At 67.5% G+C, this 25205-nt stretch carries 23 protein-coding genes; 17 read left to right on the plus strand and 6 right to left on the minus strand.

Translation table 11 applies throughout. The annotated features are described in order from the left end of the window. Positions 1-4: 4 nt before the first annotated feature. Positions 5-922, minus strand: coding sequence for a branched-chain amino acid ABC transporter permease LivH (locus P2T65_RS02950; protein ID WP_276199156.1), 918 nt, complete (start codon positions 920-922; stop codon positions 5-7). A 476-nt stretch (positions 923-1398) separates the two neighbouring features. Here P2T65_RS02950 and P2T65_RS02955 point away from each other — a divergent pair, with 476 nt between their 5' ends. Continuing rightward, complete coding sequence (locus tag P2T65_RS02955; RefSeq protein ID WP_055457329.1) at positions 1399-2133, plus strand: GntR family transcriptional regulator; 735 nt, start codon at positions 1399-1401, stop codon at positions 2131-2133. An 85-nt stretch (positions 2134-2218) separates the two neighbouring features. Continuing rightward, complete coding sequence (locus tag P2T65_RS02960; RefSeq protein ID WP_071923969.1) at positions 2219-2755, plus strand: flavin reductase; 537 nt, start codon at positions 2219-2221, stop codon at positions 2753-2755. Between the two features lie 5 nt (positions 2756-2760). On the opposite strand, the gene pcaD is transcribed toward P2T65_RS02960, so the two are convergent. Then, entirely contained in the window at positions 2761-3540 is a 780-nt protein-coding gene (gene pcaD / locus P2T65_RS02965) for a 3-oxoadipate enol-lactonase (RefSeq protein ID WP_055457328.1), read from the minus strand. A gap of 188 nt (positions 3541-3728) precedes the next feature. Here pcaD and P2T65_RS02970 point away from each other — a divergent pair, with 188 nt between their 5' ends. The 13 genes from P2T65_RS02970 to P2T65_RS03030 all read left to right on the plus strand — a co-directional run bounded on the left by P2T65_RS02970 (position 3729) and on the right by P2T65_RS03030 (position 18914). Continuing rightward, the gene (locus tag P2T65_RS02970) at positions 3729-4187 is read left to right on the plus strand and encodes a carbon monoxide dehydrogenase subunit G (RefSeq protein ID WP_055457327.1); all 459 of its coding nucleotides are present in this window, start codon (positions 3729-3731) and stop codon (positions 4185-4187) included. Between the two features lie 724 nt (positions 4188-4911). Beyond that, positions 4912-6621 carry a hypothetical protein gene (locus P2T65_RS02975; protein WP_276199157.1) on the plus strand — a complete coding sequence of 570 codons (1710 nt, stop codon included), beginning with the start codon at positions 4912-4914 and terminating at the stop codon, positions 6619-6621. Between the two features lie 293 nt (positions 6622-6914). After that, the gene (locus P2T65_RS02980) at positions 6915-7409 is read left to right on the plus strand and encodes a (2Fe-2S)-binding protein (protein WP_055457325.1); all 495 of its coding nucleotides are present in this window, start codon (positions 6915-6917) and stop codon (positions 7407-7409) included. A gap of 114 nt (positions 7410-7523) precedes the next feature. Next, positions 7524-9896, plus strand: a complete 2373-nt coding sequence (locus P2T65_RS02985) for a xanthine dehydrogenase family protein molybdopterin-binding subunit (RefSeq protein WP_055457324.1) — start codon at positions 7524-7526, stop codon at positions 9894-9896. 64 nt (positions 9897-9960) lie between these two features. Beyond that, the gene (locus P2T65_RS02990; RefSeq protein ID WP_063189115.1) at positions 9961-10767 is read left to right on the plus strand and encodes a xanthine dehydrogenase family protein subunit M; all 807 of its coding nucleotides are present in this window, start codon (positions 9961-9963) and stop codon (positions 10765-10767) included. Positions 10768-11031: 264 nt separating this feature from the next. Beyond that, complete coding sequence (locus tag P2T65_RS02995) at positions 11032-11955, plus strand: MoxR family ATPase (protein ID WP_071924491.1); 924 nt, start codon at positions 11032-11034, stop codon at positions 11953-11955. Between the two features lie 104 nt (positions 11956-12059). After that, positions 12060-13274 carry a VWA domain-containing protein gene (locus P2T65_RS03000; RefSeq protein ID WP_276199158.1) on the plus strand — a complete coding sequence of 405 codons (1215 nt, stop codon included), beginning with the start codon at positions 12060-12062 and terminating at the stop codon, positions 13272-13274. A 23-nt stretch (positions 13275-13297) separates the two neighbouring features. Then, the gene (locus tag P2T65_RS03005; RefSeq protein WP_019400496.1) at positions 13298-13621 is read left to right on the plus strand and encodes an XdhC family protein; all 324 of its coding nucleotides are present in this window, start codon (positions 13298-13300) and stop codon (positions 13619-13621) included. A 34-nt stretch (positions 13622-13655) separates the two neighbouring features. Then, the gene (locus tag P2T65_RS03010; RefSeq protein WP_055457322.1) at positions 13656-14285 is read left to right on the plus strand and encodes a LysE family translocator; all 630 of its coding nucleotides are present in this window, start codon (positions 13656-13658) and stop codon (positions 14283-14285) included. A 20-nt stretch (positions 14286-14305) separates the two neighbouring features. Next, positions 14306-14992, plus strand: coding sequence for an XdhC family protein (locus P2T65_RS03015; RefSeq protein ID WP_276199159.1), 687 nt, complete (start codon positions 14306-14308; stop codon positions 14990-14992). Next, on the plus strand, positions 14989-16026 hold the full coding sequence (locus P2T65_RS03020) for a molybdopterin-binding protein (RefSeq protein ID WP_145979762.1): 1038 nt from the start codon (positions 14989-14991) through the stop codon (positions 16024-16026). Before P2T65_RS03015 ends, P2T65_RS03020 begins: the two co-directional genes overlap by 4 nt. Then, positions 16023-16619, plus strand: a complete 597-nt coding sequence (locus tag P2T65_RS03025; protein ID WP_055457319.1) for a nucleotidyltransferase family protein — start codon at positions 16023-16025, stop codon at positions 16617-16619. The genes P2T65_RS03020 and P2T65_RS03025 overlap by 4 nt, the downstream gene beginning before the upstream one ends. 78 nt (positions 16620-16697) lie before the next feature. Continuing rightward, entirely contained in the window at positions 16698-18914 is a 2217-nt protein-coding gene (locus tag P2T65_RS03030) for an esterase-like activity of phytase family protein (protein WP_276199160.1), read from the plus strand. Between the two features lie 68 nt (positions 18915-18982). On the opposite strand, the gene P2T65_RS03035 is transcribed toward P2T65_RS03030, so the two are convergent. The 3 genes from P2T65_RS03035 to groES all read right to left on the minus strand — a co-directional run bounded on the left by P2T65_RS03035 (position 18983) and on the right by groES (position 21674). Further along, entirely contained in the window at positions 18983-19366 is a 384-nt protein-coding gene (locus P2T65_RS03035; protein ID WP_055457317.1) for a DoxX family protein, read from the minus strand. A 292-nt stretch (positions 19367-19658) separates the two neighbouring features. Further along, positions 19659-21296: a chaperonin GroEL gene (groL, locus tag P2T65_RS03040; protein WP_055457316.1), complete on the minus strand. Its 1638-nt coding sequence runs from the start codon at positions 21294-21296 to the stop codon at positions 19659-19661. 63 nt (positions 21297-21359) lie between these two features. Then, positions 21360-21674 (minus strand): co-chaperone GroES, encoded by a 315-nt coding sequence (gene groES, locus P2T65_RS03045; RefSeq protein ID WP_019401251.1) that lies wholly within the window; start codon positions 21672-21674, stop codon positions 21360-21362. A gap of 291 nt (positions 21675-21965) precedes the next feature. On the opposite strand from groES, the gene P2T65_RS03050 reads away from it, so the two are divergent. Both P2T65_RS03050 and P2T65_RS03055 read left to right on the plus strand, forming a co-directional pair. Continuing rightward, on the plus strand, positions 21966-22235 hold the full coding sequence (locus P2T65_RS03050; RefSeq protein WP_055457315.1) for an usg protein: 270 nt from the start codon (positions 21966-21968) through the stop codon (positions 22233-22235). Between the two features lie 122 nt (positions 22236-22357). Beyond that, entirely contained in the window at positions 22358-22963 is a 606-nt protein-coding gene (locus P2T65_RS03055; protein WP_055457314.1) for an exopolysaccharide biosynthesis protein, read from the plus strand. Positions 22964-22991: 28 nt separating this feature from the next. Here the strand turns inward: P2T65_RS03055 and P2T65_RS03060 are convergent, their stop codons facing one another. Beyond that, positions 22992-25169 carry an EAL domain-containing protein gene (locus tag P2T65_RS03060; RefSeq protein ID WP_245316342.1) on the minus strand — a complete coding sequence of 726 codons (2178 nt, stop codon included), beginning with the start codon at positions 25167-25169 and terminating at the stop codon, positions 22992-22994. Positions 25170-25205: the final 36 nt, after the last annotated feature.

The raw sequence follows: 25205 nt of genomic DNA on the forward strand, positions 1-25205 counted from the left end.
TTTCTCAGACCTTCTCGACTTCAGGCCGCCCGAGAATGCCGGACGGCATGAAGACGAGGACGATGGCAAGCAGCGAGAAAGCCGCGACATCCTTGTATTCGATGGAGAAATAGGCCGACCACAAGGTCTCCACCAGGCCGATGATGAGCCCGCCGAGCACGGCGCCCGGCAGCGAGCCGATGCCGCCGAGAACGGCGGCGGTGAAGGCCTTCACCCCCGGCACGAAGCCGTCGGCGAAGCTCACGACGCCATAGTAGAGGAGGTACATGGTGCCGGCGACGGCAGCGAGCGCGGCGCCCATCACGAAGGTGAGCGAGATCGTCCGGTCCACATTGATGCCCACGAGGGCGGCCATGCGCCGATCCTGCTCGCAGGCACGCTGGGCGCGCCCGAGCGACGTCTTCTGCACCACGTACCAGAAGATGGCGAGCAGAACAGCCGTCGTGACCATGATGATGATCTGCTTGTAGGACAGGGCCACGGCATAACCGTCACGCTCGAAGAGCACGATCACGTCGCGCACCATGGGCGGGATCGGCTTGTTGCGCGCGCCCTGCGAAACCTGGACGAAATTGGACAGGAAGATCGACACGCCGATGGCGGAGATGAGCGGTGCGAGGCGGAAGGAGCCGCGCAGCGGGCGATAGGCCATGCGCTCCAGTGTCCAGCCCCAGAGGGATGTCAGCAGCATGGCGCCGATCATGACGATGATCAGAGCAACGGCGATGGAGCCGATGCCGAGCCAGGCCGTGACGAAGAGAAAGAGCATGAGCGCGATGAACGCGCTGAGCATGAAGACGTCGCCGTGGGCGAAATTAATCATGCCGATGATGCCGAAAACCATCGTGTAGCCGATGGCAATGAGGCCATAGATAGACCCCAGCGTCAGCCCATTGATGAGCTGCTGTACGAAAACTTCCATAATCGACCGTTCCCCTGATGGGTGGGCCCTCGTTTTTCTTGTCGCCCGCCTCGTGTCGGCGAAAACACGGGGCGGAAAGAGACCACCGGAACAACACTGTGCTTAGCAACGGTGATCGGTCAAGACAATTGCCAAGACTGCCCCGGCGGGCAAAAAAGCAACGGATGCTCCGTCCGCGCCCCGACATGCGACAAAAAATTGCGCTGCGCCGGCTGCGCTACGCTGCTCCGGCCCGTGGTTGTCGGCGGACCCCTTCGTCGCCGCCCGCATAAGCCCGCCGGTTGGTGTCTGCGCATTTCCATGCTGGCTCGCCCCAATTGATCATATTCATATATTATTCATATAGTAAAAAATATTTATTGATCATCATTTTATAAATACACTGTATTCTACAAATCTATTGTGGCGATGGCTTTATCTGCATTTCTTCCTGCAAAGGGAGGGCGAGCCAACGTAGGTTTGGGACGATGAGTTCTGTGGACAACGATGTAGACGTATCCTGCGGTGCAGAGGCCCAGTCGCTGGCCGAGCGGGCCTACCGTGCCATCGAGGACATGGTTGTGCGGCTCGATCTGCCGCCCGGTTCCCGCCTGACCGAGAATGACCTGTCACAGCGGGTCGGCTTCGGCCGCACCCCCGTACGCGAGGCGCTGCAGCGCCTCCATTACGACGGGCTCGTGCGTGTCTTTCCCCGCAAGGGCATTGCCGTGTCCGAGATCAACCCGCTCGAGGTGCTCGTGGCGCTCGATGTCTGCGTCGGAATCGAGCGGCTGGTCGCCGCGGGCGCCGCCCGCCGCATCGCGTGCGGGGCGCAGGCGGTGACGGAGCGGCTGGCGGGCATGCAGAGCAAGCAGGTCCATGCCGCCGGCGGACCGTTAGCCGTGACGGAGCAACTGGCCTCGGCAATGGCACGGGCGGCCGGGACGGGCGACGTCGTCGGCTTTGTCGAGGCCGACAAGGCGATCGACAGGACGCTCGCAGAGCTGTCGGGAAATCCCTATGCCGCCCGGGCCCTCATGCCGCTGCAGGCGATGGCCCGCCGGGCTTGGTTGTTCTTTCGCCGCGCGAGCGACCTCGTGCCCGCGGCGCGTCGGCACGAGGACCTGCTTCGCGCCGTCGGCACGGGCGACGTGCAGGCGGCCGAAGCGGCTGCGGACGCGCTCGTCGCCCATCTGCGCGAGAGCATCAAGGACGCCGTCAGCCGCCTCTAGCGCGACATGCCCCTGCTCCTCGATCCGGCCGCCGGTTGCTTCGCCGTTCGTGCCGCGCCATATGAAAAGGCCGCAGGAGGCCTTGATGCACCGGGTTTTCATCGACGACGCATTCGGCGATGCGCATGACGACCATGCCGCAACGCCTACCGAGCAGGCGTTTCGCGAGGCCATGAGCCGCGTGCCCGGTGCCGTGCATGTTGTCACGACTGCCGGTGCCGCGGGACGCATGGGCTTCACGGCGACTTCCGTCGCGGCGGTCTCCGATGCGCCACCGACGGTGCTCGTGTGCCTCAACCGGGCCAGCCAGGTCCTGCCGGTCCTCGAGGCAAACGGGGTCTTCTGCGTCAATACGCTGGCCGGTGGCGAGGGGGCGCTCGCCGATGTCTTCGCCGGCCGCACCGGCCTGTTCGGCACCGCGCGATTCCGGTCGGGCGGCTGGACGACGCTGGACACGGGTGCTCCGACGCTCGTCACCGCGCGGGCGGCCGTGGACTGCCGCCTCGTCAAGGCGGTCGATGCCGCGACGCACCGCATCCTCATCGGCGAGGTTCAGGCGCTCGCCGTCGGCGCCGAGGGGGACAGCCTCGTCTACAAGGGGCGCCGCTACCACGCCCTGTAAAGGCCTCAGCCGCGCAGGAAGTCGCCGGCCACCTGGTTGAACGCGGCCTCCGCCTCGACGTTGGAAATGTGCGCAGCCTCGAGGATCACTAGCGAGGAGCCGGCGATGGCCTCGTGGATCTGGCGGCCGGCGGCGAGCGGCGTGGCCGGATCATGCGCGCCGACGACGACCAGCACGGGGTTCTTCGCCGCCCGGATCTCCCAGCGCTGGTCCATGTCGCGGATGGCGGCACAGCATCCGGCATAGCCGTGGGCGGGTGTCGTCACGATCATCTCGCGCATGGCGGCGATCGTCTGCGGCGCCCGCTCACGAAAGCCTGTCGTGAACCAGCGCTCGACCGTCGCGTCGGCAAGCGCCGCCATGCCGGCGCGCCGGGCGGTGCGGATGCGGCCGTTCCAGAGCTCGGGCGGTCCCATGTGCGCGGAGGTGTTGGCCAGGACCACCCGCTCGAGCCGTTCCGGCGCATGCGTCATGAGCCACATGCCGACCATGCCGCCCTTGGAGACGCCGCACCAATGGGCCTTCGCGATGCCGAAATGGTCGAGGATCGCCACGGCATCGCGGCCGAGTTCGGCTATGGAATAGGGCCTGTCCGGCGCGACCGAGGCGCCGTGCCCGCGCGAATCATAGCGCAGGATGCAGAAGTGCGATTGCCAGGCGCGCACCTGCGCGTCCCACATCGACATGTTGGATGACAGCGAGTTGGACAGCATGAGAACCGGGGCGTCCTTCGGCCCGTCCATGCGCACGTTGAACGGCTCGCCAGCGATGTCGATGATCGTCATGTATCGCGCTCCTCCCTTGACCGCGAGCATCTCGCGCAGGTTATGCCGTCGGCGCAAGGGGGCCGAGGGGGCAACTGCAGCCCGTCATGCGTCCGAGGGGCTGGTCGCGCCTGCGTTCTTGCGTAGATTGGAGCGGATCGAACCGGCCCGCTCGCACCAGGCGGCAAAGACGACGAGGGAGGCAACCCATGGCCATGACGATGACGGGCGAGAACATCCTGCCGGCGGACCGGGCCACGGTCTGGGAAAAGCTCAACGACCCGGAGGTGCTCAAGGCCTGCATTCCAGGCTGCGAGGAACTGGAGCGGACGGAGGATAACGGCTTCCGCGCAGTGGCGAAGGTGAAGGTCGGGCCGGTGAAGGCGACCTTCAAGGGCAAGGTCGTGCTCTCGGACATCGACGCGCCGAACGGCTATACCATCACCGGCGAAGGCGAGGGGGGCGTCGCCGGCTTCGCCAAGGGCGGGGCCAAGGTGCAGCTCGCCGACGTGCCGGAGGGCACGAAGCTGACCTATGACGTCGAGGCGCAGATCGGCGGCAAGCTCGCCCAGCTCGGCGGCCGGCTGATCAACGGCGTCGCCAAGAAATACGCCGACGAGTTCTTCGCCAATTTCGCCAAGGTGGTGGGAGCGGAGGAGGCAGCCTGACAACTCCACCTGTCGCCGTTCAACGACATCTCACGATTTTTGCGGCACCGCAACCCGATCTGGCCCCGGGGGCGTCCTGTCCGGGAATCGGAACCGGCAAACCCTTCGAACTGTGAATTGACCGACTGCCCGCTGGCACCGCGAAACCGGATGCCGGACAAGGGCGGATTATTTTTTAGTCATTCATCCGAGGGTTTTCAGAATGGGCCGAGTCTCGGCGTTTCACCCGCCCGTTGCCGGCAAGACACGGGCAGAGGATTTCAACCAGCAACGGCGCGCCGTCGGGACGAGCGCACAATGGGTGGCTGAACACGGCCGACCCCAGCGGCACGGCAGGCCGCCGCTGCCCCCGTCGCCCCGCGCGCCGGGGATCGCTCTTGTCGCTGCGATTCTGCTGGCCGTCGACTACGGGGCCAATGCGGAAGCGGTTCTCCGCACGCGGGGCGAGCAGATGCCCCATGGCGGTCCCCGGCCGAACCCGCAATCGCAGCGGGATGGTCGCGGCAGCGGGGCGACACAGGCGGCCGGGAACGCCACCGCCCTTTCGCCGGCGCCGGCGCGACCTGCGGGCGGGCCTCCATCCGGTCCTGCCCCTGCCGGCGGCGAGCCGCCGCATCCCGTCGTTCCCGGTCTGCGGCCGAGTCCGGCGTCCCGCCATCCGAGGGCTGCCGGGCCGGCGCGCACGGCCGCGACGGCCTCGATGAAATGCAAGGACGACCACAGCATGCAGATCCACGACGCGATACAGGCTCCGCCCAGCCGACGCGGCGTCGGCGAGGAGGTGATCCGGCGGGAGGGGCACGACCCGCACGAGGAGGTGAGCGTCACCGACCATATGCCGCTCGGCGTCGGCGGCGCGAGCATCCCCGCCAAGATGAGCCGGATCGATGTCTACCTCGACGACCAGATATCGGTGTTTCCGTTCTTCCATCGGGACGTGCCCGACGAGGTCAAGAAACTTCCTGATCTGAACAAGCTCTTCGATCAGCGGTTTTCCGAATACATCGGCGAGGTCGCGGCTTCCTTTTCCGAGGCGGTGTCCGACAAACTGTCGCAGATGGGCATCGCGGCAGGCGACGACGCGTCCATCCTCACCGTGCACGGCCGGGTGATGGCCAGCAAGGGCGGGCATTTCGAGATGCTCTATCCCCAGGGGCAGCAGGGCTATCTCCTGAAGATCACCCAAGGCGGCGAGGCGCGTTACTTTGCATTGTCGAACAAGCTGTGCGGCCTCGTCACCCCGGTTCCCGCGGATGAGGCCGGCCGTAACGCCTGGCTCGCTCAACATGCCGATCTGTTCTTCAAGGCGGATGTGCAGAACACGATGCTGCCGGCCGCTTCGTATTCCGCACGCCCTCACAAGGAGGGGCTCGATGCCAACAGTGCCGTGCAGGAAAGCGCCCTCGACATCGTCTCACATGCCATCCTGCCCCTGAAAGACGAGGCGTTCGGCGAGACCGATCTCGAAGCCGCCATTCATCTGGCACGCAGCGCCATCCTGCCCTACTACGAAGCGGGCCGGGAGCTGAGCGACGGCGAGATCAAAGAGGCGCTGAAGGTCGCCGGACTCGAGACTCTGGTCCTCGCCGGAGGGCGCGTCATCAAGGGGGGAGCGCAAACCCTCACCAAGGGCGTGCGAAAGGCCTTCGGCAAGGGCAAGTCGGCGCTGAAGGGGGCCGCCGACGCCGTCGGGGATGCTCTTGCCGGCCGCGCAAAGCCCAGCGGCCGCGGCGTCAAGGCGACGCATGCGGGCCTGCCGATGGGCGCCGGATCGGGCCGTTCGGGCCGGTTGAAACACGCTGCCAGCGAAGTCGTGAGGACATTCAGCCCCGGCGCGCAGGATCTGCGCTCGCCGTCCGTCACGAATGACCTGAAGGAGATCGGGGCTCTGGTGAGGGGCGACCGGCAGATTCAGAAGTTTCTGTCCTGCCCGAGGGAGGGCTGCGAAGCGGCGCTCGAACCCGTCATCGCCGCGCTGAAGGGGGCGGGCTACGAAACGCGCGTCCGCGGCATGTATCTGTGGAGCAACGCCAATATCGACGCCCCCAAGAATCACTTCCTTGTCCTCGCAAAAAAGCACGGCGTCGACTATGCGGTCGACGTAACCGCCGGGCAGTTCAGCGAGTTCGGCTTCTCGGGCGCCCTCATCAACACGGAGGAGGCCTGGGCGAAGACGCTCCATGACGCAGCCAGGCGCACGCTGATCAAGTACAGGGATTTCAAGACGCCGCAGGCCGCTCGGTCGGCCTTCCATCCGCTCAAGGCCGTCGGGCCCACCGATGCGCTCGAGGGTTCGGTCATCCTGTCCAGCCCGCGCTGGTACGGCGTCGCCAAGAAGACCGTCGAGATCTACAAGTTCATCGACAGGAAGAGCGGCATCTACAGGAAGGCGAAGGTGACGCGCTACCACGTCACGCGGCAGGGCAGGGGCTGATGCCTTGACGCTACCGTAAGCGGGGGATCGAAGGGCGCGACGCGGGGTCACCGCGTCCGCCGCTTTCTCCGACGGAGGTATCGCCACGTTCGATATTTTACGGCGCAAAGCGCAAAAAACGACTGCCAGCCGGTTCTCATTCAACCCTTGACCCCCGATTCCGGCCGGTTCAGACTGGATTTCGACCAGTTCCAGGGTAGGGGTCTCGATCCTGGTATCCCGTGTCCGATGTCGCCGTAAGCGACCATCGCAACGAGCCGCACGCACGTGCGCGCCTAAGGGGAGGGTTCCGAATGACCACCGTGACGATGACGGTGAACGGCAAGACCGTCAGCGCGGATGTCGAGCCGCGCACGCTGCTCGTACAGTTCCTGCGTGAAAACCTGAAGCTCACCGGCACCCATGTGGGCTGCGACACCAGCCAATGCGGCGCCTGCGTCGTGCATCTCGACGGTGTCGCCGTCAAGAGCTGCACGACGCTCGCGGTCAGCTGCGAGGGCGCGTCGGTCACGACGATCGAGGGCCTTGCCGCCGGCGGCAAGCTGCATCCCATGCAGGAGGCCTTCCGTGACAACCACGGCCTGCAGTGCGGTTTCTGCACGCCGGGCATGATCATGGCTGCCATCGACATCGTGAACCGGTGCGGGCACGACCTTGCCGAGCACACCATCCGCGAAGAGCTTGAGGGCAACATCTGCCGCTGCACCGGCTATCACAACATCGTCAAGGCCGTTGCCGCCGGGGCCGAGGCCATGCGGGCCTCATCGCTCGCGCAGGCCGCCGAATAGCGTGCCGCTCGGTCCGGCGGAGCAAGGCTCCGTCCGCCGCCGGAACAACGGATCGCGCGTCGAGCCGGCCGTCCGAGAGCCTGTGCCGCGCGCTGCAGTTTCTGGGAGGAAACGATGTCCGTGACGCATATCGGCGCTGCCGTGCGCCGCAAGGAAGACCAGCGCTTCATCACTGGCCGCGGCCAATACACCGACGACCTGTCGCGCCCGGGCCAGGCTTACGCCTATTTCCTGCGCTCGCCCCATGCCCATGCGAAGATCCGCTCGATCGATACCGCCAAGGCCGTGGCCATGCCGGGCGTCGTCGCCGTGCTGACGGGCGAGGATCTGGCGAAGGACAACGTTGGTGGGCTGATCTGCGGCTGGATGATCCATTCCAAGGATGGCACGCCGATGAAGGCGGGGCCGCACCCGGCGCTGGCGCAGGGCAAGGTGCGTTATGTCGGCGACCATGTGGCTGTCGTGATCGCCGAGAGCCTCGCCGAGGCCAAGGACGCGGCCGAGGCCGTCGAGGTCGATTACGAGGTGCTCCCCGCCGTCGTCGATCCCGCCCTGGCACAGAAGGCGACGAAGGGCGCCGAGCCGGTGCACGCGATCGCGCCCGACAATACCGTCTTTGCCTGGCATCTCGGCGACAAGGCGGCCACCGACGCCGCCTTCAAGCGGGCCAAGCACGTCACGACGATCGATCTCGTCAACAACCGGCTCATCCCCAATGCGCTCGAGCCGCGGGCGGCGATCGGCGACTACGATCCGGGGACGGACGCCTATACGCTCTACACCACGAGCCAGAACCCGCATGTGGCGCGGCTTGTGCTGTCGGCCTTCGTCGGCATTGCGCCCGAACACAAGCTGCGCGTCATCGCGCCGGACGTCGGCGGCGGCTTCGGCTCCAAGATCTTCATCTATGCCGAGGAGACCGTATGCGTCTGGGCGGCGAAGAAGGTCGGGCGGCCGGTGAAATGGACGGCCGAACGTACCGAGGCCTTCCTCGCCGACGCCCACGGGCGTGACCACGTTTCCCATGCCGAACTCGCGACGGACGACAAGGGCAAAATCCTCGGCCTTCGGGTGAAGACCACCGCCAATCTCGGCGCCTATCTCTCCACCTTCGCTTCCTCGGTGCCGACCTATCTCTATGCGCCGCTCCTGTCCGGGCAGTACGACATTCCGGCGATCTATTGCGAGGTCGATGGCGTCTACACCAATACCGCGCCGGTCGATGCCTATCGCGGAGCCGGGCGGCCGGAGGCAACCTTCGTCGTCGAGCGCCTTATGGAGGTGGCGGCGCGGCAACTCGGCATCGACCCGGCACAGTTCCGCAAGCGCAACTACATCAGGAAGTTCCCGCATCAGACGCCGGTCATCATGAACTACGACGTCGGCGACTATCACGCCTCGCTGCAGAAGGCGCTGGAACTCGCCGATTACAGGAACTTCGGCAAGCGCAAGCGCGAAAGCGCGCGGCGCGGCAAGCTGCGCGGCATCGGGTTCTCGTCCTACATCGAGGCCTGCGGCATCGCCCCCTCGCAGGCCGTGGGCTCGCTTGGCGCGGGCGTCGGCCTGTGGGAATCGGCGGAGGTGCGCGTCAATCCGACCGGCTCGGTCGAGGTGCTGACCGGCTCGCACAGCCACGGTCAGGGTCACGAGACGACCTTTGCGCAACTCGTGTCGGACCGGCTCGGCATTCCCATCGACCAGGTGACCGTGGTGCATGGCGATACTGACAAGGTGCAGTTCGGCATGGGCACCTATGGCTCGCGCTCGGGTGCCGTCGGCATGTCGGCCATCGCCAAGGCGCTCGACAAGGTCATCGCCAAGGGCAAGAAGGTCGCCGCCCACGTCCTCGAGGCGGCGGAAGGGGACATCGAGTTCAAGGACGGCCGGTTCGCCGTCGCCGGCACGGACAAGGCGCTCGGCTTTGGCGAAGTGGCGCTGCAGGCCTATATCGCCCATAAGTTCTCGGGCCAGGAGCTGGAGCCGGGGCTCAAGGAAGGAGCGTTCTACGACCCGACCAACTTCACCTTCCCGGCGGGGGTGCACATCTGCGAGGTCGAGGTCGACCCGCAGACCGGTGTCACCCGCATCGAGCGCTGGACCGCTGTGGACGATTTCGGTGTCGTCATCAATCCGATGATCGTCGAGGGCCAGGTGCACGGCGGTATCGCACAGGGCGTCGGCCAGGCGCTGCTCGAGGGCGCGCGCTACGACAAGGACGGGCAGCTGGTGACGGCGAGCTTCATGGACTACTGCATGCCGCGCGCCGACGACCTGCCGTCATTCAACGTGGGCATGACGTCGACGCCGTGCCCCTCCAACCCCCTTGGCATCAAGGGCTGCGGCGAGGCGGGGGCCATCGCCGCGCCGGCCGCTGTCGTCAATGCCATCACGGATGCGCTCGGCCATGAGGACATCGCCATGCCGGCGACGCCGCAGGCCGTCTGGCGCGCCTGCCGCAAGGCGCCGATGCGCATGGCGGCAGAATAGGGCTCAGGATCGGGACAGGCCCCGCCGCGCCCCGCGGCGGGGATATCGGAACGGGGAGAAATCCATGTACGCCTTCGACTACCACCGGCCGACGAGCCTGAGGCAGGCGGCTAACATGCTGGCGAAGAACGGAGATGCCAAGCTGCTCGCCGGCGGCCACACGCTCCTCCCGACCATGAAGCAGCGGCTCGCCGCGCCTTCGGCCCTCATCGACCTCAACGCCGTCGCCGAACTGTCGGGCATCGAGCTCAAAGGCCGCTCGCTCGTCATCGGCGCCATGACGCGGCACGCGGCCGTCGCTACGTCGCCCGTGGTGCGCGAGGCGCTGCCGGCACTCGCCGAACTCGCCGAGGGCATCGGCGACCCGCATGTGCGCAACCGCGGCACCATCGGCGGCTCCATTGCCAACAACGACCCGGCGGCGGACTATCCGGCGGCGTGCCTTGCGCTTGGAGCGACCATCGTCACCAACAAGCGCAAGATCCCGGCCGAGGAGTTCTTCACGGGGCTGTTCGAGACGGCGCTCGAAGAGGGGGAGATCGTGACGAAGATCTCCTTCCCCCTCGTCGGCAAGGCGGCCTACGAGAAGTTCCCCAATCCCGCCTCGCGCTATGCGCTCGTCGGCGTCTTCGTCGCCAAGCGCGGCGGCGACATCCGCGTCGCGGTGACGGGTGCGGGTGGCGACGGCGTCTTCCGGGTGCCGGCCATGGAGGAGGCACTGAAGAAGCGCTTCTCGCCGAAATCCCTCGAAGGCGTGACGGTGCCGGCCGACGGGCTCAACAGCGACATCCATGCGGATGCGGAATACCGCGCCCACCTCATCGGCGTCATGGCCCGCCGCGCGGTGGCGAAGGCGGCGAACCGGGGGTGATCGGGCGGGCAGACCCGTCGCGCTCATCTGGAAGGACGCGCCCTCCTCTTGTCATGCCCGGCCTCGTGCCGGGCATCCACGCGTTGACATGCTGCTCGATGTGCAGGACGTGGATGGCCGGGACAGATCCGGCCATGACGGGCGGGGAAGGTGTGCGCCATGTCCGGCGGCAAGCCGCGTGGGCGATGATGGGCGCCTCCCGGCTTTCCTCCCATCGCGGCCGTGCGTAACCTGCGCTCCGATCATCTCATGACGAAGGACCGCATGACCCAGCCCCTTCCGCTTCCCACCTCCATCGACGAGACGGTCAAGCTCCTCAAATCGGCCGGCTATGTCAGCGACAGGCCGCTGGCGACGGTGCTGTTCTTGGCGCTGACGATGGAGCGGCCGCTCTTCCTCGAGGGCGAGGCAGGGGTGGGCAAGACCGAGATCGCCAAAGTGCTGGCGACCTCGCTCGGCCGCCGCCTGGTGCGGCTGCAGTGCTACGAGGGTCTCGACGTCGCCTCCGCTGTCTACGAATGGAACTATGCGGCGCAGATGATGGCGATCCGCCTCGCCGAGGCGGCGGGCACCGTCGACCGCGAGCAGCTCGAGCACGACATCTTCTCCGAGCGCTACCTCTTGCGCCGGCCGCTGCTGCAGGCGCTCGAGGGCGACACCGCCGGCCCGCCGGTGCTTCTCATCGACGAACTCGATCGTGCGGACGAAGCCTTCGAGGCTTTCCTGCTCGAGGTGCTGGCGGATTCCCAGGTCACGGTACCCGAACTCGGTACCATCCGTGCGGAACGCCCACCCATCGTCATCATCACCTCCAACCGCACGCGCGAGATCCATGACGCCCTGAAGCGGCGCTGCCTCTACCACTGGGTGGACTATCCGACGGCGGTGCGCGAACTCGCCATCCTCAAGGCCAAGGTGCCGCAGGCGCCGGCGCGCCTGTCGAAGGAGGTGGTGGCCTTCGTGCAGGCGCTGCGGCGCGAGGAGGTGTTCAAGGTGCCGGGCGTCGCCGAGACACTGGACTGGGCCACGGCGCTCGTGGAGCTCGACGCCGTGGCGCTCGACCCGGCCATCGTCTCCGACACCCTCGGCGTGCTCCTGAAATATCAGGACGACATCCAGAAGCTGCAGGGCTCGAAGGTCAAGGAGATGCTCGATGCCGTGCACGCCGACCTGAGGGCGGCGGAGTAGCCGGCGCTTCGGCAGAAAAGCGGCGATCACCTTCCCTCGAGACGAAGGGCGGGCAGCCGGCGGCGGCTCGTGCATCGCAGCACGAGAGCCTATATGGTACCGGGATGCAGGGGATCGATGCCGGCATGGACGGCAAGCTCACCGAGAACGTTGCCTATTTCGCCCGGGCGCTGCGCGCTGCCGGCCTGCCGGTCGGGCCGGGCAGCGTCGTCGATGCCGTGCAGGCCGTCGCCGCGGCGGGCTTCGGCGGGCGCGAGGACTTTTACTGGATCCTGCATGCCGTCTTCGTGAAGAAGCACGAGCACAGCGCGCTTTTCGACCAGGCCTTCCGCCTCTTCTGGCGCCGGCGGGCGCTCGTCGAGAAGCTCATCGCCATGATGAGTCCCATCGCGCCGGGCAGTCCGACCGAGGACAAGCGGCCGCCGGGCGCGGCGCGTATCGCCGATGCCATGGCCCCGCCGCTCCGCCCGCCCGAAGAGGTGCGCGAGGAGGTCGAGTTCTCCGCCCGTCTCACCGTTTCCGATCGCGAGGTGCTGCGGACCAAGGACTTCGCCCAGATGAGCGCGTCCGAGATCGCCCGCGCCCGTCAGCTCATCGCCCGGCTGCGCCTGCCGGCCGACCGGGTGAAGACGCGCCGCTACGCCGCCGACCCGCACGGCAGCCGCATCGACGCGCGCCGGAGCCTGCGCCGCACCTTGCGGGCCGGCGGTGGCCTCATCGAGCTCGCCATGCGCGAGCGGGCCGAGAAGCACCCGCCGGTGGTGGCGCTGGTCGACATCTCGGGCTCGATGGCGGAGTACAGCCGCATCTTCCTGCATTTCCTGCATGCGCTCACCGAGAGTCGTCGGCGGGTGACGAGCTTCGTCTTCGGCACGCGGCTCACCAACATCACGCGCGAGCTCAAGGCGCGCGACCCGGACGAGGCGCTGGCGCGGGCCGGTGCGCTGGTGCGCGACTGGGAGGGCGGCACGCGCATCGCCACCTCGCTCGCAGCCTTCAACCGGCACTGGTCGCGGCGCGTGCTGGCGCAGGGAGCGGTCGTTCTCCTGTTCACCGATGGGCTGGAGCGCGATGTGGGCGACGACCTCTCCTTCGAGATGGACCGGCTGCACCGCTCCTGCCGCCGGCTTGTGTGGCTCAACCCGCTCCTGCGCTTCGACGGGTTCGAGGCGCGGGCGCGCGGCATCAGGGCCATGCTGCCGCATGTGGACGATTTCAGGACGCTGCATAATCTTGCCGCGATGGAAGAGCTGTGCGCGGCGCTCGCCGGGCCGGCGCGCCGGGCGGAGGATCCGCGGCGCTGGCTGGCGGCGGCCTGAGGCCGCCGGAAAGGGACGAACCGATGTTCGCGAACGAGGAAGACATCCTGAAACAGGCGGAGAAGTGGAAGCACGAGGGCCGCGAGGTCGCCATCGCCACGGTGGTCGAGACCTGGGGCTCGGCGCCACGGCCGGTCGGCAGCCATCTCGTCATCGACGGGGAGGGCAATTTCCTCGGCTCCGTCTCGGGGGGGTGCGTCGAGGGCGCGGTGGTGACGGAAGCGCTCGAGGTCATCGACGAGGGCAGCCCGCGCATGCTGGAGTTCGGCGTCGCCGACGAGACAGCCTGGAAGGTCGGGCTGTCCTGCGGCGGGCGTATCAGGGTCTATCTCGAGCCGCTCGATTGAGCGGCGGCGCAGCCGGGCAGCAGGGGAAGGGAACATGCCGCCGATCGAAACACTCATCGCCTTTGCCGCAGCGACCGCGGTCTTCGCCTATATGCCGGGGCCGGCGATGCTCTATGCCGCGGCGCAGACCTTCGCGCGCGGCCGGCGCGCCGGCTTCATGGCGGCGCTCGGCATCCATCTTGGCTGCTATGCGCATGTGCTGGCGACGGCCTTCGGCCTGTCGGCGCTGCTCGCGCTCGTGCCCGTCGCCTTCACGGTCATCAAGGTGCTCGGCGCCGCCTATCTCGTCTGGCTCGGCCTCAGGATGATCCTGCAGAAGGCAGACGCCGGGGCGTCGGAGGCGGCGGCACCGAAATCGGCCCGCCGGGCCTTTGCCGAAAGCGTCATGGTGGAGGTGCTCAACCCCAAGGCGGCGCTGTTCTTCCTCGCCTTCCTGCCGCAGTTCGTCGATGCCGGGGCGGGGCTGCCGGTCTGGCAGCAGCTGCTCATCCTCGGCACGATCGTCAATTTCGCCTTCTCCTCGGCGGATATCGCGGTCGTGCTGACGGCCTCGGCGGTGATGCGGCGCCTCGGGCGGGGCGGCTGGGGCGAAAGGCTGACGCGGATCGCGGGCGGTTCGCTGCTGGTCGGGCTCGGCGTCAAGCTGGCGACGGACAAGAGTTGAGGGGCTGAAGGGCGGACGGCATGAAGCTCGACATACTGGCGGCGATGAACGCGGAACGCGCCGCGCGGCGCGCCTGCGTGCTGGTGAGCGACCTCGACAGCGGCGAGCAGCGGCTGGTGGTCGAGGCGGCGCTCGGCGAGGATCCGCTGGCGCCGCTCCTCCTCGCGCAGCTGCGCTCGGGCAAGAGCGGCATGGTGGAGAGCGGAGGGCGCCGTCTGTTCCTGACGGTGCAGGCGCCGCCCATCCGCCTCGTCATCACCGGCGCCGTGCACATCAGCCAGGCGATGGTGCCGATGGCGCGCCAGCTCGGGCTCGACGCGGTGATCATCGATCCGCGTACCGCCTTCGCGACGCCGGAACGCTTCCCCAATGTCCGTCTCGTGCCGGAATGGCCTGACGAAGCCCTGCCCCGGATCGGGCTCGACCGCTACACGGCCTTCGTCGCCCTGACGCACGATCCGAAGATCGACGATCCGGGGCTGTCGGCTGCCCTGCGCAGCGACTGCTTCTACATCGGCGCGCTCGGTTCCCGGAAGACGCATGCCCGACGTGTCGAGCGGCTGACGGAGGCCGGGTTCACGCCCGTGGACATCGGGCGCATCCACGCCCCCATCGGCCTGTCCATCGGCGCCGTCAGCCCGGCGGAGATCGCGCTTGCCATCCTCGCCGAGGTGGTGGCGAGCCTGAGGCAGGGGGACGGGGCATGAGGTTCGGCTCGCTCCGGGTCGTCGACGCCATCGGCGGCATCGCCGCTCACAGCGTGCGCGCCGGCGCGGTCGTGATCCGCAAGGGGCATCGCCTGACACGGGAGGATGCGCAGCGCCTGAAGGCCGCCGGCGTTTCTTCGCTGACTGTCGCGATGATGGAGCCCGGGGACGTCAACGAGGATGAGGCGGCGCACAGGCTCGCCTGCGTGGTCGCGGGCGAGGGGGTGCGCGTCGAGCATCCCTTCACCGGCCGATCCAACCTCTTCGCCGAATGGCCGGGCGTCTTCGTCGTCGAGGCCGAGGGCGTCGATGCCGTCAATGCGGTCAGCGAGGAGGTGACGCTGGCGACGCTGCCCGCCTTCAAGCCCGTGGTGGCGGGCGAGATGCTGGCGACGGTCAAGATCATTCCCTATGCGATTTCCGGCAACCTCCTGGAGCGGGCCGAGGCTGCCGCGCGCCACAGCGCGCCGATCCTGAAGGTACTGCCCTACCGGCTGACTTCCGTGGGAGTCATCTCCACGCGCCTGCCAGGGCTCAAGGAGAGTGTCATTGACAAGACGCTGCGCGTCCTCGCCGGGCGGCTGGCGCCCACCGGGGCGGTCGTCGCATCGGACGAGCGCGTGGCGCATGACGAGGCGGCGCTGTGCGAGGCGGTGGCTGCCGTCGCGGAGCGGCCGGACATCGACATGGTCATCGTCTTCGGTGCCTCGGCCGTCGCCGACCGGCGGGACGTAGTGCCGGCGGCGATCACGGGCGCTGGCGGGATAGTCGATCATCTCGGGATGCCGGTCGATCCCGGCAATCTGCTGCTCGTCGGCCGGCTCGCCGGCAAACCCGTCCTCGGCGCGCCGGGCTGCGCCCGTTCACCGAAGGAGAACGGCTTCGACTGGGTGCTGCACCGGCTGCTCGCCGGTCTCTCCGTCACCTCCGCCGATATCATGCGGCTCGGCGTCGGCGGCCTGCTGATGGAGATCGTCTCGCGGCCGCAGCCGCGCGAGGGCGGCGAGCCGCAGCCCGAGGACAACGGCGCATGAGCGCGGTCGCGGCCATCGTGCTCGCGGCCGGCCGCTCCACCCGCATGGGCGCGGCGAACAAGCTGCTGTGCCCGGTCGATGGCGAGCCCATGGTGGCGCATGCCGTTGCCGCCGCGCTCGCCTCGCGCGCCCGTCCGGTCATCGTCGTGACGGGGCACGAGGCCGACGAGGTCGAGGCCGTGCTGCCGAAGGGCGTCACGGTCGTGCGCAACGCGGACCATGCGAGCGGCATCGCCGCTTCGCTGCGCTGCGGCCTCGCGGCGGTGCCGGATGAGGCGGGGGCGGCCGTCGTGCTCCTCGGCGATATGCCGCGCGTCGGCGCTGCCGCCATCGACACGCTGATTGCGCTCTTCGCGGAGGCGCCGCGGGTGGCCGCCGTGGCGCCGAGCTGGCAGGGGCAGCCGGGCAATCCGGTGCTGCTCGCGCGCCGGCTCTTCGCCGACGTGATGCAGCTCGTGGGCGATGAGGGCGCGCGCCGGCTGTTCGCCGGCCGCAGCGATGTCATGAATGTGGCGATGGATGATCCCGCCGTCGCCATCGACATCGACACGCCCGAGGCGCTGGCCGGATTGGCGGCCAACGAGGGCAGATAGCTGGACCTGTCACGCGAGTGTCATCGAAAAGAAGTGCATTGCGGTGCCTTACACCCGAGCGCTTCAATCGAGGACAACATGCGCCGACAGATGTTTCTCACGGCTCTCGCCGCCGCCCTGATGGCCGGCACGAGCGCGGCTGCCCTGGCCGAGCAGAGCTTCAACCGCATCGCCACCTTCCCGGTCGTCGCCAACCTGCCGGCGGATCGGGATGCGCAGAAGAAGAAGACGGTGGCCGAGATCATCGCCGCCTCCGAGGACGGCAACCTGCTCGTCTATACCGACTCGCCGCAGAACGCCGTCGGCTTCGTCGACATCACCGACCCGCGCCAGCCCAAGGCGGCCGGCTTCCTGCCCGTGGGCGGCGAGCCCACCTCGGTGACGGTCATCGGCGGCAAGGCCTTCGTCGCCGTCAACACGTCGAAGTCCTACAAGGAGCCGGACGGTGTCCTCGCCGTCGTCGACATCGCCGCGAAGAGCATCGAGGCGACCTGCGCCCTCGGCGGCCAGCCGGATTCGATCGCGGCGAGCCCGGACAAGGCCTTCCTCGCCATCGCCATCGAGAACGAGCGCGACGAGGAGGAGAACAAGGGCAAGCTGCCCCAGCTGCCGGCCGGCAACCTCACCATCCTGCCGGTGAAGGGTGGAGCGGTCGACTGCGCGGGCAAGAAGACGGTCGACCTCACCGGCCTTGCCGGGGTGGCGCCGGAGGATCCGGAGCCCGAGTTCGTCGCCGTCAACGGCCGCAATGAGGTGGTCGTCACCCTGCAGGAGAACAACCACATCGCCGTCGTCGATCTCGCCACGGCGAAGGTCGTCGGGCATTTGCCGGCCGGCACCGTGACTCTGGAGGCGATCGACACCAAGCGCGACAAGATCATATCCGCCACCGGCCGCCTCGAGAACGTGAAGCGCGAGCCCGACGCGGTGAAGTGGCTCGACGACGAGCGCTTCGTCACCGCCAACGAGGGCGATTACGAAGGCGGCTCGCGCGGCTTCACCATCTTCCGCAAGGACGGCACGGTGGAATACGACAGCGGCAACGCGCTCGAGCATCTCGCCATGCGCATCGGCCACTTCCCCGAGAAGCGCGCCGACAAGAAGGGCATCGAGCCCGAGGGCATCGAGGTCGCGCGCTACGGCGACGAGACGCTGATCTTCGTCGGCACGGAGCGGTCGTCCTTCGTCGCGGTCTATCGCGACGCCGGGCCGGGGCAGGCGCCGCAGTTCCTGCAGGTGCTGCCGTCGGGCATCGGCCCCGAAGGGCTGCTCGCCATCCCGCAGCGCAACCTCTTCGTCACGGCGAACGAGACCGACCTCGTCGAGGACGGCGGTCCGCGGGCGACGGTCATGATCTACGAGCGTGGCGAGGGGGCGCCGGTCTATCCGATGATCGCCTCCGCCGACGACGCGAAGGGCCTGCCCATCGCCTGGGGCGCGCTGTCGGGCCTCGCGGCGGACGGCGCGCAGCCGGGCAGACTCTTCGCCGTGACAGACAGCGCCTATGCCGAGGCGCGCATCCTCGAGATCGATGCTGCGAAGAAGCCGGCGGTGATAACGCGCGCCATCACGGTGACGCGCGACGGGGCGCCGGCCAAGGGGCTAGACATCGAGGGGATCGCCTGGCGTCCGGCCGGCGGCTTCTGGCTCGCGTCCGAAGGCAACCCGGAGAAGAAGGACGTTCCCACGCACAGCAGCCTGGTGCGCGTCGATGCCGAGGGTGCGGTCGTCGAGGAGGTGGCGCTGCCCGAGACGCTCGCCGCGGCAGCGACGCGGTTCGGCTTCGAGGGCGTCGCGGTCGTCGGCGAAGGCGCCGACGAGACGGTCTATGTCGCCGTGCAGCGCGAGTGGAAGGACGATCCCAAGGGCTTCGTGAAGATCCTCACCTACAAGCCGGCGACGAAGGCGTGGGGCGTCATGCGCTACCCGCTCGATGCCGCGCCGAAGGGCTGGATGGGCCTGTCGGAGCTCACCTATGTCGGCAACGACACCTTCGTCGTCATCGAGCGCGACAACCAGTTCGGCGACAAGGCCGTCAAGACGCTGCAGACCTTCTCTGTCAAGGGGCTGACGCCGGCGACGGTCGGCGAGAAGGATGCGCCCGTGGTCGAGAAGCGCAAGCTGCGCGATCTCGTGCCGGATCTCGCTTCGCCCAAGGGCTACGTGCTCGACAAGATCGAGAGCTTCGCGGTCGATGCGGCGGGCGACGCCTTCATCATGACCGACAACGACGGGGTGGACGACGCCTCGGGCGAGACGGTGTTCCTCAATCTCGGCCGCTTCACGGTCAACTGATCAGGCGTGCCGGAAACAGGAAAGGCGCGGGATATGTCCCGCGCCTTTTTGCATGCGCGTATTTGCGGTCAGGCGGCGCGGCCGTCGACCGAGATGCGGCCGGCGCCGGCCGAGGCGATGGCAAGCAGACCGCCGGTGATCGCGACGTTCTTCCAGAAGTTGATCATCTGCTCGGGATCGACCCAGAACTGGTGGAAGAGAAGGGCGGAGAGCGCCGTGAACCCGGCCAGCGCGAGCGCGACGAGGCGCGTGTGCCAGCCGACGAGCAGCAGAAGGCCGCCGCCCAGTTCGACGAGGATGACGAGTGGGAGAAGAATGCCCGGCACGCCGGCCGATTCCATGTATCCCGCGGTGCCGGCGTAACCGGTGATCTTGTTGAACCCCGCCGGTATGAAGAGGACGGCAATCAGCACGCGTGCCAAAAGCAGTCCGAGCGCGTTCAACGATCCCATGTGCGGTTCCTTTCCGTTCGTCCGATTCTGTCGGAAAACGCGACGCCGACGGGAGCGACAATAGCTCATCTTGCGGGCGCTGAGCAGATGACCGGTGCAAGCCGCGGCTTGCGACGATGCAAGAGTGGACGGAGGCGTGCGGGCAAGGAAAAGGCGCGGGAGCCGAAGCCCCGCGCCTTCCCGAAGCACGTCTCGCAATCTGGGCGGATGGACTTCCTCAGAAGTCCATGCCGCCACTTCGGCCGATCCAGTCGGCCGAAGCACTTGCCTCAGCTTGGGCGGATGGACTTCCTCAGAAGTCCATGCCGCCCATGCCACCGCCCGGCATGGCGGGCGCGGCCGCTTCCTTCTTCGGCTTCTCGGCGACCATGGCTTCGGTCGTGATCAGCAGGGCGGCGACGGAGGCGGCATCCTGCAGGGCCGTGCGCACGACCTTGGCGGGGTCGATGATGCCCTTCTTGAACATGTCGCCGTATTCGCCAGCCTGGGCGTCGAAGCCGAAGGCGTAGTCGCCCTTCTCCAGCACCTTGCCGACAATGAGCGAGCCGTCCTCGCCGGCATTGATGGCGATCTGGCGGGCGGGGGCCTGGATGGCGCGGCGTACGATCTCGATGCCGGTGCGCTGGTCGTCGTTCGCCGGGGTCAGGCCGTCGAGCGCCTTGACGGAGCGCAGCAGCGCGACGCCGCCGCCGGGCAGGACGCCTTCCTCGACCGCGGCCTTCGTGGCGTGCATGGCGTCGTCGACGCGGTCCTTCTTCTCCTTCACTTCGACCTCGGTGGCGCCGCCGACGCGGATGACGGCCACGCCGCCCGCGAGCTTGGCAAGACGCTCCTGCAGCTTCTCACGGTCGTAGTCCGAGGTGGTCTCCTCGATCTGCGCCTTGATCTGCTGCACGCGGGCCTCGATGTCGGCCTTGGAGCCGGCACCGTCGACGATGGTGGTGTTCTCCTTCTCGATCACCACCTTCTTGGCCCGGCCGAGCATGTTGAGGGTGACGTTCTCGAGCTTGATGCCGAGATCTTCGGATATGGCCGTGCCGCCGGTCAGGATGGCGATGTCCTGCAGCATGGCCTTGCGGCGATCACCGAAGCCCGGCGCCTTCACCGCCGCGACCTTGAGGCCGCCGCGCAGCTTGTTGACGACGAGCGTGGCGAGCGCCTCGCCCTCGACGTCCTCGGCGACGATCAGGAGCGGCTTGGTGGACTGGACGACGGCCTCGAGGACCGGGAGCAGTTCGTTGAGCGAGGAGAGCTTCTTCTCGTGAATGAGGATGTAGGGATCCTCCAGCTCCGCGCGCATCTTCTCGGCGTTGGTGACGAAGTAGGGCGAGAGATAGCCGCGGTCGAACTGCATGCCCTCGACGACGTCGAGCTCGGTGGCAAGGCTCTTGGCCTCCTCGACCGTGATGACGCCCTCGTTGCCGACCTTCTGCATCGCCTCGGCAAGGAAGCGGCCAATCTCCGTGTCGCCGTTGGCCGAAATGGTGCCGACCTGGGCGATCTCGTCGTTGCTGGAGATCTTGCGAGCGTTCTTCTTGAGGTCGGCGACAATGGCCTCGACGGCCATGTCGATGCCGCGCTTGAGGTCCATCGGATTCATGCCGGCGGCGACCGACTTGGCGCCTTCCTTCACGATCGCCTGGGCGAGGACCGTGGCCGTCGTGGTGCCGTCACCGGCCAGATCGTTCGTCTTCGAGGCCACCTCGCGCACCATCTGCGCGCCCATGTTCTCGAACTTGTCCTCAAGCTCGATTTCCTTGGCGACCGTCACGCCGTCCTTCGTGATGCGCGGCGCGCCGAAAGACTTCTCGATCACCACGTTGCGGCCCTTCGGGCCCAGCGTCACTTTCACCGCATTGGCGAGAACGTCCACGCCGCGCAGCATCTTCTCGCGCGCGTCAGCCGAAAATTTTACGTCCTTGGCAGCCATAATCGTCACTCCCTGATAGACATGACTTCAGGCATCAGATGGGTTCATGCCAGAAGGGCCCCCTCAGGCGGCCTTCCTGCTCTGCGCGGTGCTCTCGATCACGCCCATGATGTCGCTCTCCTTCATGATGAGCAGATCCTGGCCGTCGATCTTCACCTCGGTGCCCGACCATTTGCCGAACAGCACGCGATCGCCGACCTTGACATCCGGGGCGACGATCTTGCCGTTGTCGTCACGCGCGCCGGGACCGACGGCGACGACCTCACCCTCCTGCGGCTTTTCCTTCGCCGTGTCGGGGATGATGATGCCGCCCTTGGTCTTCTCCTCGCTGTCGAGGCGACGGACGACCACGCGGTCGTGCAGCGGACGGAACTTCATCGCGAACCTCCTGAAATGGCTGATTCATTTTTCGATGTCGCCCGACGGCCCCGGATGGCAGCCGCCCGGCGCACCGGCGAGATAGGTGACGGGCGCGAAGCCCGCAAGGCCCTCGAAGCAAAATTTTGGCAGTCGCGCGCCGAGAGTGCCAGGGCATTGACGCCGGGGTTTGTCAGCAATCTGGCGTGACTGCTGCTAAGACATTGTAAATAAACATATAATTCATAAATTATGCTTGAAAATGGATGCCGCCATCGTTCACCATAGGCCCATTGCGACGAAGGAGGAGCTATGGTTTCGAGCGACTTCGTGAAGCAGGTGGCCGGCTACGGCCTGACCACCGCCACCATCCTCTACCGCATGCCGGATCATCCGCGCCTGCTGCAGACCTACATCTGGCAGGACTACGACATGGCGCCGCGCTTTCCGGAACTACACCGTTTCCTGGAATTCTGGCAGAGGAAGCTGGAGGGGCCGCTTCATTCGGTGACCGTTGCCCACAGCCGGCTTATCAAGCCGGCGGAGCTCAGGCTCGTGGACGGCATGGTGAGCCTGCACTGAGCGGCAAGGCGACTGCGCGGGCCGCATACCCGCTGGCCGTGCCCCCGTCCGGCGCCCCCTTGGCCGGGGGGCAGCAGTGAGATAGGAATGCGACCTCACAAACTGAGGCCCGGTCCTACCTCGTGTCGACGCTGCCCCGTACCTCCGCCGTCCTCCATGCACTCACGGTCGGCGAGGGCGAATACCTGACCGTCGACGAGATCCTGCAGACCTTGCGCCAGCAGGCCTTTGCCCTGCTCGTCGTGGTGCTGGGCCTGCCGAACTGCCTGCCGATGCCGCCGCCGATCCCGCTCATCTGCGGTTTCGTGCTCGCCTTCGTGGCGCTGCAGATGGCGCTTGGCCGGCAGGCGCCGTGGCTGCCGCGACAGCTGTTGCGCAAGTCCGTCGCGCGGGCCGACGTCTCGCGGGCCGTCGAACGGGCCATGCCCGTCCTGCGCCGGCTGGAGCGCATGTCGCGGCCGCGCCTGCAGTTCTTCGCCACGCAGCCCGGCATGCGGGCAATGGGCCTCGTCCTGCTCGTCGTGGCGCTGGGGCTGCTCGTCTCCGCGCCGTTCATCGGTCAGATACCGCTCGGCCTCGCGGCTTGCCTCATCGGTCTCGGCCTCGTGGAGCGCGACGGCATCGTTATCATTCTCGGCATGACCGCAGGCGCCTTCGGCATCGGCCTCAGCCTCGGCTTCATCGTCGCGATCGTCAGCGGCATCGCCGCACTCGTCGGCTACGCCTGACGTTCGGCAGGCGGGGGCGGCCGCGCTCTCAGGCGACGGCGTCGGTGCGGCTCTTGCCGGGCTCGATGCCGAGCAGCCGGTCGATCGCATCGGCCGGGACAGGTTTCGAGAACAGGTAGCCCTGCAGTTCGTGACAGCCGAGCGCCTGCAGGAAGCGGTGCTGCTCGCTTGTCTCCACGCCCTCTGCCGTCACGGTGAGGCCAAGCGCCCGGCCGAGATGGACGACGGAATGCACGAGGATGGCCGATTCCCCTGTCGTCTCCATGCTCTCGAGGAACGAGCGGTCGATCTTGATCTTGTCGAAGGCGAAGCGGCGTAGGTAGATCAAGCTCGAATAGCCGGTGCCGAAATCGTCGAGCGCGAGGCGCACGCCGCGGGCCCGCAGTTCCATCATGGCATCTTCGGCCGCGTCCGCATCGTCCATGACGACGCCTTCGGTGACCTCCAGCTCGACGCGCGTCGGATCGATGTCCGCCGTTTCGATGATGGTCATGACGCTGGAGACAAAGTCGCGCTGGCGGAACTGGATGGGCGAGACATTGACGGCGATGCGCAGGCCCGGCCAGCGCTTGGCGTCCTCGCAGGCCTTGCGCAGCACCCATTCGCCGAGCGGGATGATGAGGCCGCGCTCCTCCGCGATGGCGATGAACTGCTGCGGCGGGATCATGCCGTGCTGGGGATGCGGCCAGCGCACCAGCGCCTCGACCCCGACGATCTCCTCGCCGTTCGCCTTGTACTGGGGCTGGTAGTGCAGTTCGAGCTCGTCGGCGAGGATGGCCGCGCGCAGATCATCCTCCACCACCTTGCGCAGGCGCAGCGCCTCGTCCATCTGGCGCTCGAAGAAGCTGTAGCGGTTGCGGCCGCCGTTCTTGGCCTGGTAAAGCGCCGTGTCGGCGAGCCGCATCAGCGTCTCGCGTTCGGTCCCGTTGCGCGGACTCAACGCCACACCGATCGAGACGCCGATGGTGACGGAGCCACCGGGCACCTCGCAAGGCATGGTCAGGGCGTCGAGAATGCGCCGCGCCAGCGCTTCCGCGTCGCGCGGGTCCTTGACGTCCGTCTGGATGATGGCGAATTCGTCGCCGCCGAAGCGGGCGAGCGTGTCCGCGCCGCGCAGGAGGTTGGACAGGCGCCGCGCGACGATGCGGATGAGCATGTCTCCCGCCTCGTGGCCGTAGGTGTCGTTGACATCCTTGAACCGGTCGAGGTCAAGGAACATCACGGCGAGGCCCTCGTCGGAGCGCTTGATGCGGGCGAGTTCCTGGTCGAGACGCATGCCGAAGAGCAGACGGTTGGGCAGGCCGGAAAGGGAATCGTGGCCCGCCAGTCGCTGCACCTGCTCCTGACGCCGGTTGAGTTCGATCAGCTGGCCGCGCACATGCAGCAGGATGCCGGCGGCAAAGGCGAGTGTCAGCAGCGCGATGGCGCCGATGGCGGTGAGCGCCTGGCTGTTGATGAGGGCGCTCGGCAGCGACGATTGCCAGACGAGGAAGGCGGGGCCACGGTCCGTGGCGTCGTCGACGGCGATGGCGCCTCCCCGGTGCGGCCCGTTGCTGGCCGTGAGGCGCAGTTCCTGCAGGCCGAGCGGACCGGCGATCTCCGCCAGGGCCCGCGCATCGAGCTCGCTGGCACCGACAACGATATGCGGACTTTCGTTGCTGATCGTCGTCGCGGCCACCACATAGGCGCTCCAGCCGTCGTGCACGATGCGGGTCGCGCCGCTCGTCACTGCGGTGCCGGCATGGAGTGGTAGTTCGCTGATCTCCTTCTGCCGCACGTCACGGGCGACGGCATCGAAGATCACTTGTCGCGCATCGAAGTCATGCTGGCCCGCCACCCGTCCGCCAACGCTGCCGAAGAGCACGGAATTGTCCGTGTCGAGCAGGAAGATCGCCCATTGCCGGGTGAGGCTCTTGTTCTCGGACGTGAGGATGGCCGCCGTGCCGACGGGATCGACCGGGGGGCGGCTCACCTTGGCCTCGGCCAGAGTCGTCGCGAAGGCGCGCAGGCGTTCGAGCGTGTGCTGGCGCAGATCGTTCAGCGCAAGGGTCACGCGAGCGCGTTCGTCCTGCATGGCCGCCTGGTCGAGCGTGCGGCTCATCCACCAGAACACGCTGCCCGAGAGCAGCAGGATCAAGAGGATCAGCGCCGCCATCGGCCACACGAGGCGCGTGGCGACGGTCGTGGGGGAAGGGAAGCCTTTCACGGGCAAGCGTGCGGATCCTCGCGCTCGAAGCGGGTG

The organism is Chelatococcus sp. XZ-Ab1 (genome assembly GCF_029309855.1).
Lineage (GTDB): Bacteria > Pseudomonadota > Alphaproteobacteria > Rhizobiales > Beijerinckiaceae > Chelatococcus_A > Chelatococcus_A sambhunathii.

Coding starts and splice junctions, on each gene's coding strand:
- P2T65_RS02950 (WP_276199156.1), bottom strand. CDS start 922: ATGGAAGTTTTCGTACAGCAGCTCATCAATGGGCTGACGCTGGGGTCT.
- P2T65_RS02960 (WP_071923969.1), top strand. CDS start 2,219: ATGCACCGGGTTTTCATCGACGACGCATTCGGCGATGCGCATGACGAC.
- pcaD (WP_055457328.1), bottom strand. CDS start 3,540: ATGACGATCATCGACATCGCTGGCGAGCCGTTCAACGTGCGCATGGAC.
- P2T65_RS02970 (WP_055457327.1), top strand. CDS start 3,729: ATGGCCATGACGATGACGGGCGAGAACATCCTGCCGGCGGACCGGGCC.
- P2T65_RS02975 (WP_276199157.1), top strand. CDS start 4,912: ATGCAGATCCACGACGCGATACAGGCTCCGCCCAGCCGACGCGGCGTC.
- P2T65_RS02980 (WP_055457325.1), top strand. CDS start 6,915: ATGACCACCGTGACGATGACGGTGAACGGCAAGACCGTCAGCGCGGAT.
- P2T65_RS02985 (WP_055457324.1), top strand. CDS start 7,524: ATGTCCGTGACGCATATCGGCGCTGCCGTGCGCCGCAAGGAAGACCAG.
- P2T65_RS02990 (WP_063189115.1), top strand. CDS start 9,961: ATGTACGCCTTCGACTACCACCGGCCGACGAGCCTGAGGCAGGCGGCT.
- P2T65_RS02995 (WP_071924491.1), top strand. CDS start 11,032: ATGACCCAGCCCCTTCCGCTTCCCACCTCCATCGACGAGACGGTCAAG.
- P2T65_RS03000 (WP_276199158.1), top strand. CDS start 12,060: ATGCAGGGGATCGATGCCGGCATGGACGGCAAGCTCACCGAGAACGTT.
- P2T65_RS03005 (WP_019400496.1), top strand. CDS start 13,298: ATGTTCGCGAACGAGGAAGACATCCTGAAACAGGCGGAGAAGTGGAAG.
- P2T65_RS03010 (WP_055457322.1), top strand. CDS start 13,656: ATGCCGCCGATCGAAACACTCATCGCCTTTGCCGCAGCGACCGCGGTC.
- P2T65_RS03015 (WP_276199159.1), top strand. CDS start 14,306: ATGAAGCTCGACATACTGGCGGCGATGAACGCGGAACGCGCCGCGCGG.
- P2T65_RS03020 (WP_145979762.1), top strand. CDS start 14,989: ATGAGGTTCGGCTCGCTCCGGGTCGTCGACGCCATCGGCGGCATCGCC.
- P2T65_RS03025 (WP_055457319.1), top strand. CDS start 16,023: ATGAGCGCGGTCGCGGCCATCGTGCTCGCGGCCGGCCGCTCCACCCGC.
- P2T65_RS03030 (WP_276199160.1), top strand. CDS start 16,698: ATGCGCCGACAGATGTTTCTCACGGCTCTCGCCGCCGCCCTGATGGCC.
- P2T65_RS03035 (WP_055457317.1), bottom strand. CDS start 19,366: ATGGGATCGTTGAACGCGCTCGGACTGCTTTTGGCACGCGTGCTGATT.
- groL (WP_055457316.1), bottom strand. CDS start 21,296: ATGGCTGCCAAGGACGTAAAATTTTCGGCTGACGCGCGCGAGAAGATG.
- groES (WP_019401251.1), bottom strand. CDS start 21,674: ATGAAGTTCCGTCCGCTGCACGACCGCGTGGTCGTCCGTCGCCTCGAC.
- P2T65_RS03050 (WP_055457315.1), top strand. CDS start 21,966: ATGGTTTCGAGCGACTTCGTGAAGCAGGTGGCCGGCTACGGCCTGACC.